At 65.6% G+C, this 13,254-nt stretch carries 12 protein-coding genes and 1 pseudogene; 10 read left to right on the top strand and 3 right to left on the bottom strand.

The features are described from left to right. Positions 1 to 83 precede the first annotated feature (83 nt). Positions 84 to 860, bottom strand: a complete 777-nt coding sequence (locus ACVWYQ_RS02140) for a potassium channel family protein (protein WP_456725385.1) — start codon at positions 858 to 860, stop codon at positions 84 to 86. Positions 861 to 1,365: 505 nt separating this feature from the next. Between ACVWYQ_RS02140 and ACVWYQ_RS02135 the strand changes: the two genes are divergently transcribed. The 9 genes and pseudogenes from ACVWYQ_RS02135 to ACVWYQ_RS02095 all read left to right on the top strand — a co-directional run bounded on the left by ACVWYQ_RS02135 (position 1,366) and on the right by ACVWYQ_RS02095 (position 8,236). Beyond that, complete coding sequence (locus tag ACVWYQ_RS02135; protein WP_404541604.1) at positions 1,366 to 2,106, top strand: FadR/GntR family transcriptional regulator; 741 nt, start codon at positions 1,366 to 1,368, stop codon at positions 2,104 to 2,106. Positions 2,107 to 2,157: 51 nt separating this feature from the next. Further along, a pseudogene (locus ACVWYQ_RS02130) lies at positions 2,158 to 3,060 on the top strand (NAD(P)-dependent oxidoreductase); the annotation flags it as partial. A 10-nt stretch (positions 3,061 to 3,070) separates the two neighbouring features. Beyond that, complete coding sequence (locus ACVWYQ_RS02125) at positions 3,071 to 3,754, top strand: amino acid ABC transporter permease (protein WP_157284570.1); 684 nt, start codon at positions 3,071 to 3,073, stop codon at positions 3,752 to 3,754. A gap of 7 nt (positions 3,755 to 3,761) precedes the next feature. Continuing rightward, positions 3,762 to 4,430 carry an amino acid ABC transporter permease gene (locus tag ACVWYQ_RS02120; protein WP_036034095.1) on the top strand — a complete coding sequence of 223 codons (669 nt, stop codon included), beginning with the start codon at positions 3,762 to 3,764 and terminating at the stop codon, positions 4,428 to 4,430. Between the two features lies 1 nt (position 4,431). Beyond that, on the top strand, positions 4,432 to 5,190 hold the full coding sequence (locus tag ACVWYQ_RS02115) for an amino acid ABC transporter ATP-binding protein (protein ID WP_036000768.1): 759 nt from the start codon (positions 4,432 to 4,434) through the stop codon (positions 5,188 to 5,190). A gap of 20 nt (positions 5,191 to 5,210) precedes the next feature. Next, positions 5,211 to 6,005: a transporter substrate-binding domain-containing protein gene (locus tag ACVWYQ_RS02110; protein ID WP_404541607.1), complete on the top strand. Its 795-nt coding sequence runs from the start codon at positions 5,211 to 5,213 to the stop codon at positions 6,003 to 6,005. A 71-nt stretch (positions 6,006 to 6,076) separates the two neighbouring features. Continuing rightward, positions 6,077 to 6,523 carry a ribose 5-phosphate isomerase B gene (gene rpiB, locus ACVWYQ_RS02105; RefSeq protein ID WP_157284566.1) on the top strand — a complete coding sequence of 149 codons (447 nt, stop codon included), beginning with the start codon at positions 6,077 to 6,079 and terminating at the stop codon, positions 6,521 to 6,523. A 12-nt stretch (positions 6,524 to 6,535) separates the two neighbouring features. Continuing rightward, entirely contained in the window at positions 6,536 to 7,453 is a 918-nt protein-coding gene (locus ACVWYQ_RS02100) for a ribokinase (protein ID WP_404541609.1), read from the top strand. Positions 7,454 to 7,510: 57 nt separating this feature from the next. After that, on the top strand, positions 7,511 to 8,236 hold the full coding sequence (locus ACVWYQ_RS02095) for a sulfite exporter TauE/SafE family protein (RefSeq protein ID WP_271547062.1): 726 nt from the start codon (positions 7,511 to 7,513) through the stop codon (positions 8,234 to 8,236). Positions 8,237 to 8,248: 12 nt separating this feature from the next. Here the strand turns inward: ACVWYQ_RS02095 and ACVWYQ_RS02090 are convergent, their stop codons facing one another. Further along, positions 8,249 to 10,300 carry a putative bifunctional diguanylate cyclase/phosphodiesterase gene (locus ACVWYQ_RS02090; RefSeq protein WP_404546235.1) on the bottom strand — a complete coding sequence of 684 codons (2,052 nt, stop codon included), beginning with the start codon at positions 10,298 to 10,300 and terminating at the stop codon, positions 8,249 to 8,251. Between the two features lie 11 nt (positions 10,301 to 10,311). After that, a complete protein-coding gene (locus ACVWYQ_RS02085; RefSeq protein ID WP_404546237.1) occupies positions 10,312 to 11,424 on the bottom strand; it encodes an ABC transporter substrate-binding protein in 1,113 nt (370 codons plus the stop codon). 226 nt (positions 11,425 to 11,650) lie between these two features. Between ACVWYQ_RS02085 and radA the strand changes: the two genes are divergently transcribed. After that, positions 11,651 to 13,096, top strand: a complete 1,446-nt coding sequence (gene radA / locus ACVWYQ_RS02080) for a DNA repair protein RadA (protein ID WP_271547065.1) — start codon at positions 11,651 to 11,653, stop codon at positions 13,094 to 13,096. Positions 13,097 to 13,254 lie beyond the last annotated feature (158 nt).

The raw sequence follows: 13,254 nt of genomic DNA, 5'->3' as shown, positions 1-13,254 counted from the left end.
AAACCGAAATCAAAGTTGATCCGTCGGGCAAAACACTGGCATGATGTCACCATCGAAGGCGTCCACGTCGCGCCGAGGGCTCTTCAGATCGCCCCTTCATCGGGAATATTGAGAACGGTACCGCAGGCCTTGCAATGCACGGCGTCGGCATCGTGTCTCTGGAGCCCGCACGTCGGGCATTGAAACCGCACCTTGTGAGGACTGAGGAGCGCGCGGGCGAGATTGAAGAACAGCGTTACGCCGAAAATCATGATCACGACGGTGATCAGGCGACCGAACGTGCCTGACAAGGTGATGTCGCCAAAGCCGGTCGTCGTCAGCGCCGTGACGGTGAAATACAGGGCATCGGCATAGTTTCGGATCTCGTCGTTGCGAAACTTCTGGGTCTCGTAGACGATCCCGGTCATGACGAAGATGAAAACGGCGAGGTTCGTGACGGCGAAGATGACCTCTTCGTTGCGACGAAAGAACGGGGAATCGATGCGCAGCCTCACCAGCATCTGGTAGTCGCGAAGCAGGCCCAACGTCCGCAGAATCCGGAGAAAGCCGCCCGCCTCGCCGGCAAGCGGCGCCAGGAAGGATACGATCGCGACCATGTCAGCCCACGTCGCGAGCTGGGTGAATTTTTGAAACGGATGCCGATCGACCAGGAGTCGGGCGGAGAAGTCGGCAAGCAGAATGACGCCGAATAGCACGTCGAGCGTCTCGACGATGTCACTGGGCGGCAGGAAAGAGGTTGCAATGATGAACAGCACCGTCACGATATCGAAGATGAGCAGCGCATAACGGAAGCGCACGCCGTCCGGCGTTGCGCCCTCGTAGAGGAGGCGGACACTGCTTCGGAGAGACGTGAGGGTCACTGGAAGAATCTCGGTTTGCGAGGATGATGGCAACTCGGAGCGCGAGCCGCAACCGACGATGCTTGTACAGCTGCGTGGACTCGCGATTAGGAACCAGGAGTGCAGCGCGGGTGTTCAGCTCTTTTTGGGGGCTGAATGCTCAAACCCGAGGATTGTCGCAAGCTTGCGGAGCAATACCGAGCGCGCGCGAATGATGCCATGTCGGCGAAGCGGCTCGCCAATGTGCTTGTGAGCGTTTCAAACGCCTATCTCGCTTTGGCGAGCCAACTGGACCTCCTTGCGTCTATCGAACACCAGGAGAGCGCAAGGACAGCCGGTCGGGACGCCCAAGGCTGAGCCATCCCCGGGCGAAAGACGACAATCGGACGGCGGCGCAGCATGAAGCCGGATGGGGTCGCGCTCCGCCAGACCTCTCTCGGCCTGCTGATCTCTCAGAGCGAAGCCTCTTGACCTCGACGCTCTGGTCAGCATACTGGTCTGACCAAGATCAGACCAAGAGACAGGGATGGAGCTCAAGCGAGCGAGCGACGGCGAAAAAGGGTTCGAGAAGGTGTTTGCCTTCCTGCGCGAACGCCTGCTTGCCGGCTCGCTCAAGCCGGGCGACCGCCTGATCTCCGAGCGCGAGCTTGCTACACTGCTGGGCGTCAGCCGACCGATCGTGCGCGAGGCGCTGCGCGCCCTCACCGTGCTGGGGATCGTTGAGATCCGCGACCGCATCGGCACCGTGGTGACGCGACCGGACGTCTCGGTGCTCAACGATTTTTTCACCTTCGCGCTCGCCCAGCAGGCGGACATGCTCGACGACGTCATGCAGGCGCGCGTCGCGATCGAATGCCAGGCGATCCGCCTCGCCTGCGAACGTGCCAACATCGCCGATTTCGAACGGCTGCAGCGCGCGCTGACGAAGATCGGCGAGACCATCGACGAAGCCGATGCCGGCGGCATGGCCGATTTCGACTTCCACCGCGCGATCGTCGTCGCCTCGCATTCGGAGACGCTGAGCGTGCTGCACGCCTCCATGGCGGGCCTGTTGACGCATTCGCATCGCAGCCGCCGCGAGCTGGTGCAGGCCTTCCCGTCGATGAAGACCTACCTTGTCGACGATCACCGCCGCATCTTCGAAGCCCTCATTGCGCGCGATCCCGAGCGCGCGGATGCGACGCTGCGCAAGCATTTCGCCATCGGCGACGAATACCGCAGACGCGCCGTCGTCGGTGACATCGACAAGACCAGTGCCTCGGGCTGATCGCGCACAGCCCTTCAATCAAGACGCCGATTAAACAAGAAACGGACTGACGACATGGGACGGAACGACAAGGGCAAGGTCGGCTTCATCGGCATCGGCACGATGGGCCGGGAGATGGTGCGCAACCTGCAGGCGGCGGGCCACGCGGTCCGCGTCTTCGATCTGAACGAAGCCGCGCTGGCCGACAGCGTCAAGGAAGGCGCGACGCGTGCCAAAAGCCCTGCCGATGCCGCGCAAGGCACCGATATCGTCATCACCATGCTGCCCGACACGCCCCACGTCGAGGCGACGATCTACGGCGAGCAGGGCCTGCTGAATTCCCCGCCGCCGGGCAAGCTGATCGTCGACATGAGCACCATCTCGCCGGTCGCCGTCCGCCGCATCCATTCGGACCTGCAGAAGACAGGCGTCGGCTTCATCGACGCGCCGGTCTCCGGCGGGCCGGTGGGCGCCAGGAACGCCGCGCTCTCGATCATGGCCGGCGGCGATGCGGACACGTTCGCCAAGGCCGAGCCGTTCTTCCGCGCGATGGGCACGACCATCACCCATGTCGGCGCATCCGGCGCCGGCCAGACCGTCAAGCTCTGCAATCAGCTGATCTGCGGCATCAACATCCAGGCGATCTGCGAGGCGCTCGCGCTCGGCCGCGCTTCGGGCCTCGATCTCAACCTGCTGCGCCGGGTGCTGCTCGGCGGCTCCGCCGCTTCCTGGATGCTGGACAAGCTCGGCCCCGCGATGATCGCCGGCGACGTCTCCGCGGGCTTCCGGATCGATCTGCAGCTCAAAGACCTTCGCCTGGTGCAGGAGCACGCACAGGCCCTGAACGTGCCCCTGCCCGGCACCGCGCTCGTCACCAGCCAATATGTCGATGCGCGCGCCCATGGCGAAGGCAGCAACGGCAACCAGGCTCTGTTCCGCGTCTATGACCGCATGACCAACCAGACCACCGGCTGACCCTGGAACGATGAGCCTCCAACTCGACTTTCCCGCAGTGCTGGAGCGTTGGCCGAGCTTTCTGGCCGGCGCCGTCCTCACGCTTGAGTTGGCATTCTTCGCGACCGTGCTAGGCGCTCTGCTCGGCACGCTCGCGGCGGTCGGACGCGGCACGCACAATTCGCTGATTGCCGGTGCCTGCAAAGTCTATGTCGAGACCATCCGCAACACCCCGCTGCTGGTGCAGATCTTCCTGGTCTATTTCGGCCTCGCCAGCCTCGGCCTGAAATACTCCGCGTTCACGGTGGCGGTGGCGGCGCTGACCATCAATGTCGGCGCCTATACCGCTGAGATCATGCGGGCCGGCTTCGAGGCGATCCCGCGCGGGCAGATCGAGGCCGCCGAAGGGCTGGCGCTGTCGCGCTTGCAGATCTACTGGCACATCATCCTGCTGCCGGCGGTCGAGAAGGTCTATCCGGCGCTCACCAGCCAGTTCGTGCTCCTGATGCTGGCCTCCTCGGTCTGCTCGCAAATCTCGGCCGAGGAGCTCACCGCGGTCGCCAACTACATCCAGTCGGACACCTATCGCGCGTTCGAGACCTACATCATCGTCGCCGTGCTCTACGTCATCCTGTCGCTGGTGATGCGTGCCGGCTTCTGGGGCCTCGGCCTCCTCCTGTTTCCGCGCCGGCGCCGGCTCGGCACGCCGTTGTGAGATGACCATGGGCGGACATCTCAACATCAACCACCTGATGTTCCTCGGCCAGGGCGCGCTGTGGACCATCGGTCTGTCGCTGATCGCGCTGATCGGCGGCGGCATCGTCGGCTTCGTGATCGCACTGGCGCGCATCTCGCCGCTGAAATCGGTGCGGCTCGCCAGTGCGATCTATGTCCAGTTGATCCAGGGCACGCCGCTGCTCGTCATCCTGTTCCTCGGCTATTTCGGTCTTGCCGCGATCGGCCTGAAGGTCTCGCCGCTGGTCGCGGCCGGTGCCTCGCTGACGCTCTACGTCGCGGCCTATCTCGGCGAGATCTGGCGCGGCTGCATCCAGTCTGTGCCGAAGCCGCAATGGGAAGCCGCCGAAGGCTTGGCGCTGAGCCGCACCCAGCGCATGGTCAAGGTGATCCTGCCGCAGGCGATCCGCATTGCGACGCCGCCGACCGTCGGCTTCATGGTGCAGATTATCAAGAACACCTCGCTCGCCTCCGTGGTTGGCTTCGTCGAGCTGATGCGCTCGGGCCAGATCGTCAACAACTCGCTGTTCGAACCGTTCGCCATCTACGCCATCATCGCCGTCACCTACTTCGCCATGTGCTATCCCCTGTCGCTGTTCAGCCAGAGGCTGGAACGGCGGATGGGGCGTGGCAGGTCCAACCTCGCGCCAGCCTGACATGCAGCAAAACGCCCCCTCCTCCGAACCGATCGTATCGCTCCACAACGTGCAGAAGAGCTTTGGCGCGCTCCGCGTGCTCGACGGCGTCTCCTTTGCCGTTGCACGTGGCGAGGTGCTCGCCCTGATCGGCCGCTCCGGCTCCGGCAAGAGCACCGCGCTGCGCTGCATCGACCGCTTCGAGAAGGTCGACGGTGGCCAGATCGTGGTCTGCGGGCATCGCGTCGACCGTCCCGACGTGAACTTGCGTGCGCTACGCCAGGACGTCGGCATCGTGTTCCAGAGCTACAATCTGTTTCCGCACCTCACCATCGAGCAGAACATCACGCTCGCGCCCTGCGCGGTGAAGGGCATGGCGACGTCGCAGGCCAAGGATCTCGCACGAAAAGTTCTGGCGCAGGTCGGGCTGGATGAGAAGCTGCACGCCTATCCCGAGCAGCTCTCGGGCGGCCAGCAGCAGCGCGCCGCAATCGCCCGCTCGCTCGCCATGCAGCCGAAGGTGATGCTGTTCGACGAGGTCACCTCCGCGCTCGATCCCGAACTCACCGGCGAAGTGCTGAAGGTGATCGAACAGCTCGCGGCTGACGGCATGACCATGGTGATGGTCACCCACGAAATGGGCTTCGCCAAGGGCATCGCCGACCGGATCGTGTTCATGCATCGAGGCAAGGTCCACGAGACCGGACCTGCCTCGATCCTGACGTCGCCGACCACGCCCGAACTCACGCAATTCGTGGGAACGGGAAACCTAAAATCATAACAGGGAGAGGAGAACCAGGGATGACCAAGAAGATAGTGCTGGGAACGGCCGCCGCGTTGTGCGGCCTCATCATGATCGCGGCAACGCCCGCATCGGCCGATCTGCTCGACGACATCATGAAGGCAAAGAAGATCCGCATATCGACCGACCTCGCCATCCCGCCCTCGGGCATGATGGATTCCACGATGAAGCCGACCGGCTCCGATGTCGAAGTGGCGCAGCTCCTCGCCAAGGATTGGGGCCTCGAGCTGGAATTCATCCAGACCACCGGTGCGACCCGCATCCCGAACGTCCTGACCGGCAAGGCCGACATCATCATCTCGACCCTGTCGGTGACGGCCGAGCGTGCCAAGGTGATCGACTTCACCAAGCGCTATGCGACGCTGCAATCCGACGTCGGCTGCCTGAAATCGTCGACCGTGAAGGACTGGCCGGACCTGAAGGACAAGTCGATCGGCGTCTCGCGCGGCACCACGCAGGACACAACCTTGTCCAGCATGAAGGACAAGGACCTCAAGATCGCGCGCTATGACGACGACGCCACCATGGTGACGGCGGCGGTCTCGGGTCAGGTCGACTGCGTCGGCTCGTCCGCGACAATCATCAACCAGATCGGCGTGAAGAATCCCTCGCGCGTGTTCGAGTCCCGGATTCCGCTGGCGACCTTCGACCTCGCCATCGGCCTGAAGAAGGGTGAGCAGCCGCTGATGGACAAGCTCAACGCCTGGATCACCGAGAACGTCAAGAACGGCAAGCTCAACGCCATCTACAAGAAATTCCACGGCGTCGATCTGCCGGCGGACATGCGCAGCTGAACCACGGGGAAAGACATCGTGACAGCCGCGCCCGGCTGTCGCGGTCATGCAAAGATCAAGAAGGACAAAGAATGCGTCTCGTCATCGGATCCGACCACGCCGGCTGGCCGCTCAAGCAGACCGTCATCGACCACATCCGCAAGCTCGGCCACGACGTCATCGATGTCGGCTCCTATGACGACAAGCCGGTGGATTTCCCCGACATCGCCCGCGCCGTGGCGGCGAAGGTGACGTCGGGCGAAGCCGCGCGCGGCATCATGGTGTGCGGCACCGGCGTTGGCGCCTCGATCGCCGCCAACAAGATGAAGGGCATCCGCGCCGCGGTCTGCCACGACGTCCACTCCGCGCATCAGAGCGTCGAGCATGACGACGTCAACGTCATGTGCATCGGCGCGCAGATCGTCGGCGCGTGGCTCGCTGTCGATCTCGTGTCGTCGTACCTGTCCGCCGAATTCTCCACCGACGAGGATTTCCGCCGCCGCGTCGAGAAGCTGCGCGTCATGGACGAGGAAGGCTGAGGGCTCTCCGCCATGATCCTGGTGTTCGGATCGCTCAACATCGATCTGGTCGCGCAGGTCCCGGTGATTCCAGGTCCTGGCCGAACGGTGCTGGCGCCGTCCTACCGGACGCATTTCGGCGGCAAGGGTGCCAATCAGGCCGTTGCCGCCGCGCGGATCGCCGGGCCTGGACGCGTGAGCATGGCTGGCCGCGTCGGCCGGGACGGATTTGGCGACAGCACGATCGAGAACCTCAGAGCCAACGGCGTCAACGCCGACCGCGTCATCAGAGCCGACGAGCCGACCGGCTGCGCTTTCATCACCGTCGATCAGGCCGGCGAGAATGCAATCACGGTGGCGAGCGGCGCCAACATGACGGCGCGTGCCGGCGATCTTGCGAGCGAGCTGTTCAATTTGGACACCGTGCTAGTGCTTCAGATGGAGGTGCCCTTTGCGCACGCGCTGGAAGCTGCCCGAAGAACCGCCGCCGCCTCCGGCACCGTCATCTGGAACCTTGCACCCGTTCCGGAGCAGATGACGCGTGAGATGGTCACGGAGCTTCTCGCCGTCACCGACTATCTCCTCGTCAACGAGCACGAGGCCCGCGACGCCGCCACCGCCATCGGCCTGACGTCCGCCGACTACGAAGCCGCAAGCGCCGGACTCGCGAAGTCCGGCAACCTCACCTGCATTGTCACCGCCGGCGCACAAGGCGCGCTCGCGGTGACGGCGGAAGGCACCCGCCTGCGGGCGCCCGCCCAGCGCATCACGCCGGTGGACACGACCGGCGCCGGCGACACCTTCGTCGGCGCCTTTGCGGCGATGATCAGCGAAGGCGTGTCGCTGCAACGCGCGCTCGAAGTGAGTTGCGAAGCGGCGGCTTTGAAATGCCTCAAGGCCGGCGCCCAGACCGGCATGCCTATGCGCAGAGCGATGGGCTCCCTCGCGTAGGACTGATCGCCCGCATCGCTGCCCGCGGCTAAACTCTCCCGATTCCTGGAGGCTGTTTTGGCCTTTCTCTTCGTCCTCGCCGTCGGCCTCGTCGCCGGCACCATCTCCGGCATCGTCGGCACCGGCTCGTCGATCATGCTGATGCCGGTGCTGGTCTATGCCTATGGCCCGAAGGAAGCGGTGCCGATCATGGCGGTCGCTTCCGTCATGGCGAATTTTTCGCGGATCCTGGCGTGGTGGCGCGAGGTCGATTGGCGGGCCTGCGCGGCCTATTCGGCGACGGGCATCCCGGCGGCGGCGCTCGGCGCGCGGACGCTGCTGGCACTGCCCTCGCATGCCGTCGATCTCACCATCGGCCTCTTCCTGATCGCGATGGTGCCGGTGCGGCACTTTCTGGCGCGGCACGAGCTCAAGGCCAATCTATGGCATCTCGCCATCGGCGGCGCGCTGATCGGCTATCTCACCGGCATCGTGGTCTCGACCGGGCCGCTCAGCGTGCCGTTGTTCCTGTTCTACGGCCTGTCCAAGGGCGCGTTCCTCGCCACCGAAGCGGCCTCCTCGCTCGGGCTCTATTTCGCGAAGTCGGTGACTTTCGAGCGTTTCGGCGCGCTCACCGGCGAGGTCTTCATCAAGGGTCTGATCGCGGGCGCCTCATTGATGTCGGGCGCCTTCATCGCCAAACGCTTCGTGCTGCATCTGAGGCCGGAAACCTTCCGCCTGCTGATGGACGCGATCATGATCGCGGCGGGGCTCTCGATGCTCTGGACCGCGGCGCAGCCGTGACCCAGCCGCAACTCAGACGGCGAATTCGGAGGTGATCGATGGGCTGTCAGAGACGACGCGGCTCGCCACGGCCGGCTGCCCGTCGAGCCATTGCAGCACGGCCTCGAGCGGCTGCGGCCGCTGATAGAGGAAACCCTGCCCGAGCCGCACGCCCATCTCACGCATGGCCTCCGCCTGCTCGGCGCGCTCGATGCCTTCGGCGACCAATGTCAGTCCCAGCGTGACGGCGAGCGAGGCGATGACGCCGACAATGGCCTTGTCCTCGGCGCTGTCGGGGATCTCGCTGATGAACGCCTTGTCGATCTTCACCTTGTCGAGCGGAAACCGGCGCAGATGCGCGAGCGAAGAATAGCCGGTGCCGAAATCGTCGAGCGCGATCGTGGCTCCCAGGCGCCGCAGGCGATGCAGCGTTTCGGAGGCGCTGGCGATGTTGTTGATCAGCGATCCTTCGGTGATCTCGAGCTCGAGCATCGATGCCGCGACACCGAAGCGCGCGCAGGTCGCATGCAGCTCGGCGGCGAGCGAGTGGTCGGCAAGCTCGGACGGCGGCAGATTGATCGCGATCCGCAGCTGCGGCCTGCCCGCAGCGGCCAATTGCTGCAAGGCCCGGCAGGCATCGGTCAGCACGTAGCGGGTCAGCCGCGCATTGTTGCCGCTGCGCTCGATCAGCGGCAGGAATTCGCCGGGGCCGATCACGCCGTGCTCGGGATGGCGCCAGCGGATCAGCGCTTCCAGCCCGACGACCTCATGGCTGTCGAGATCGACCTGGCTTTGATACCAGACCTCGAACTGGCCTTCGGCGAATCCGGTGGGAATGGCGAGCTCGAGATCCCTGCGGCGGCGATAGTCGCGCTGGAGCGCTTCGTCCAGCACGGCGACCGTGCCGGGCGCCTTGCTCTTGGCGTGATAGAGCGCGATGTCGGCGAGCGTCGGCAGATGCGACAGCTCCGGATCGTCGGCGTGGCGCACGGCAAGGCCGATGCTGGCGCGCGGCACCACCTGCTTGTCGTGGAGGCGGATCGGCTCGGAAATGGCATCGAGCACGCGTTGAGCGAATGCGTGCGCGGCCTGCTCGTCGCTCACCTCGGGGCGGATGACGACGAACTCGTCGCCGCCGAGCCGGGCGACCCAGTCCTCGGCTTCGACCGCGCGACGAAGGCGCTGCGAAATCTGGACCAGGAACGCATCGCCGGCCTCGTGACCGAAGGTGTCGTTGATGCCCTTGAAGTCGTCGAGATCGATGAAGCAGAACGCGACCAGCGTATCCGGCGCGCCTCCATTCTGGCTCGTCACGGCGAGGCGCTCGGTCAGGGAGCGCCGGTTCGGCAGCCCGGTGAGCGGATCGTGCGTCGCCATGTGCCCGAGCCGGTCCAGCGCGCCCGACGTCGTGTGCTGCATGGCGTTGAAAGCGCGCGCGAGCTGGCCGAATTCGTTCGAGGACGTGACATCGGCCGGATAGGCCCGGCCGTCCTGCTTGCTGCGCTGGATCGCCGACATCATGGCCGCGAGCGGCCGGCCGATGAAGATGTTGGCGGAGATGCGCATGGCGATCAGGGTCGCGAACGTTGCGAGGAGCCCGACGACGAGCAGCAGCAGCAGGCGGCTGCCCGCATCCGCGTACAGCGTCGCACGCGAATAGGCGATGGCGATGCGGCCGGCCTGAACGGCCATGTTACCGTTGCTGTAGTGGATCGGGTGCGAGACCTCGGCGACCGACTGGCCCTGGGGGCGCGCGACCACGCGGGCGATCGCAGCGCCGGTATCGTCATAGACGGCCGCCGCCGCAATGGTCTCGTCGTGCATGATCTCGTTGAGCACGCCCGTGACCTGGTCGTAGCGCATCTTCCAGAGCGGCTCGGCGATCAGCTCGGCCCGGCTCTCGGCGACGCGGGCCATGCGGGCGTCGAGTTGCCTGAGCTGCGACCAGAAGCTCGATGCCTCGACGCCGGCGGAGGCGAGCAATTGCACCAGCAGCAGAACGGGCACGGTGGCCCAGATCATCGCGTGGACGACCGAGCGCAAGCGCGGCGGCGCTGCCTGCTCGTTGCGATCCGGCTCGGTCATCGCCTTGCGCATCAGTCGGCAACGCCTTCGGCGACCGGCAGCGACGAGATGAGCGCATCGAGGGAAAAGTCATATCGGCCGCAGCGCCCGGCCTTCGCCCGGAACCGCGCGAAGTCGATCCGGTCGAACGCACGGGTCTTGATGAGGTCGGCGACCGAAGCGATATTGTCGCGCGTGATCGCCGACGTCTTGACCTCGACGCGGGGCGAGACGGCAGCAAAATCGCAGCCATCGGCATAATCGCGCAGGAGAACGACGGACCAGCCGCCGAGCAGGAAATGCCCGCCATCGGTCAGGAGCATGCGGCCCGCCTTGATCTCGCGCAGAGCATCCTCCGACCAGTTGAGGCCGACCACCTGGATGTTCTCGCCGGGCACAAGGCCGGCGGCGATCGTCGCGCGCAGCGCGCCGAGCGCCATCGGATCGTTTCCGGCCCAGATCCCGGCGGGCCGGATCTGCTTGCGCGCGGCCCAGCTCAGGTAGTTTGCCGTGACCCGCTCGGCCTCGGACTTCGTCCAGTTGGCGAACAGCATGCGGTCCACCACGACGTCGGACGCAGCATCCACCGCGAGCGTGAGGCCGGCGTTGCGGGCGATCGAGGCGGGCGTGGTCTCGTCGCCACCGATGCCGAGAATGTGGATCTTGCCGTCCGCGCTCTGCCATTTCTCGGCACGCGCCGCGGTGATCAGCGCATTGGCCATCCGCGCGCCCGCGGTCTGAAGATCGGTCGTGATGTCGCCCAGCCAGGTCTTGAGCTTTTGCCTCGGCGGTCCAAGGCGCACGGCGTCCTCGCCGATCAGCGTGTTCGAAAGCAGCAGCGTCTTGACGCCCGCGGCTTCGGCCGCCTCCAGGATGGGAACGGCGGCGGATTCCTCGTTCGACAGGATGAGGAAGTCGGGCTTGTCGGGACGGGCCACCACGCCGAAGCCGAGCTCCTGCATGGTGCGGTAGTTCCGCTCGCTGGTCAGCACCTCGACATGCGCATCGAGCTTGCGGCCGGCGGCCTGCATGGTCTGCGCGACCATGTCCCAATAGACCTCGCCAGACTTGCCGGGATTGACGAAGACGATGTTGAGGGGCTTGGCGATGCTACCGCCAACCGACCCAAAAACGCCGCAGACCATGCCCGCCGCGAGCAATATTCGCAGGAATCTCGTCAATTTTGCCGCCCCCATTGGTTCCGAGATTGGACCCACGTCCGCTAAGAATTGGCAAAATCGCACCGGGCACAGCGGCGCAGGGCTAACGAAAGGTATATCTCCCGTGCCGAATTGAGATATTCGAAGCGCCGGCGATCGCCGGCCAATCCGTGCTATCAGCACATCTGAAACCCGCGACTCGCGCTCCCCCATGGCCAAATCCACACTTTCCTTCGTCTGCCAGAACTGCGGCGCGGCCTATAACCGCTGGCAGGGCAAGTGCGAGTCCTGCGGCGAGTGGAATACGCTGGCGGAAGAAGACACCAGCGGCAGCGTGCCGGTGTCGATCCGCTCCAAGCGCAAGGGAAGAACCTTCGCGCTGGAGAGTCTCGCCGGCAAGAGCCCGGACGCGCCGCGCCTGTCCTCGGGGATGACCGAGCTCGACCGCGTTACCGGCGGCGGCTTCGTGCGCGGCTCGGTGCTGCTGGTCGGCGGCGATCCCGGCATCGGCAAGTCGACGCTGCTGACGCAGGCGACCAGCCTGCTCGCGCGCGCCGGCCACCGCGTCGTCTACATCTCCGGCGAAGAGGCGGTCGCCCAGGTGCGCCTGCGCGCCGAGCGGCTCGGGCTGTCGGACGCGCCGGTCCAGCTCGCGGCCGAAACCTCGGTCGAGGACATCGTCTCGACGCTGTCGGAGGGCGCGGTGCCTCGGCTGATCGTGATCGACTCGATCCAGACCATGTGGACCGACACGGTGGAATCGGCGCCCGGCACGGTAACGCAGGTGCGCGCCTCGGCGCAGGCGCTGATCCGCTTCGCCAAGAAGACCGGGGCCGCCATCATCCTGGTCGGCCACGTCACCAAGGACGGCCAGATCGCCGGCCCCCGCGTGGTCGAGCATATGGTCGACGCGGTGATGTCGTTCGAGGGCGAAGGCTCGCAGCAATTCCGCATCCTGCGCGCCGTGAAGAACCGCTTCGGGCCGACCGACGAGATCGGCGTGTTCGAGATGACGGGCCTCGGCCTGCGCGAGGTCACCAACCCCTCCGAGCTGTTCCTGTCGGAGCGCGATCTCGGCACGCCCGGCACTGCGGTCTTTGCCGGCATCGAGGGCACGAGGCCCGTGCTGGTCGAATTGCAGGCACTGGTAGCCCCGACCTCGCTCGGCACCCCGCGCCGGGCCGTGGTCGGCTGGGATCCGAGCCGGCTCTCGATGGTGCTGGCGGTGCTGGAGGCCCATTGCGGGGTCAAGCTGTCCGGCCACGACGTCTATCTGAACGTTGCCGGCGGCCTGCGCATCCACGAGCCGGCGGCGGACCTCGCCGCCGCCGCAGCCTTGGTGTCATCGCTGGTTAATGCGCAGTTACCCACCGATGCCGTCTATTTCGGCGAAATCTCGTTGTCGGGCGTGGTGCGGCCGGTGGCGCAGACCCCGGCCCGGCTCAAGGAGGCGGCAAAACTCGGCTTCCAGCGCGCCGTGCTGCCCGAATCGGCGCGCGGCGATGCCGGCGGCGACGCCGGGCTCTCCCTGAACGCGGTGAACAGCCTGACGACATTGGTGGCCGAGATCGCAGCGCGGGGCTCCCGTCGGGGCGAATCCAGTGCACAGCCAGAGAAAAATGCCACACCGGCCAGATTCCGCCGTGGAGAGGGTTAGGTGGAGGTGACGCCGGAGGCCTCCGCCGCTATACAGCCGTCACAAAAGCAGCATGGGATTGCGTGGTTGCGGCCTTGCCGGGAACGCCGTCTGCCCTTCTTTTAGGGCAGCGGCCAAGCACCGATTCGCTAGAGCACCTTTGAAGTACGAGCGGACCA

The sequence above is a fragment of the Bradyrhizobium sp. USDA 3397 genome, assembly GCF_054060965.1.
This window is presented reverse-complemented; position numbering and strand designations above follow the sequence as displayed.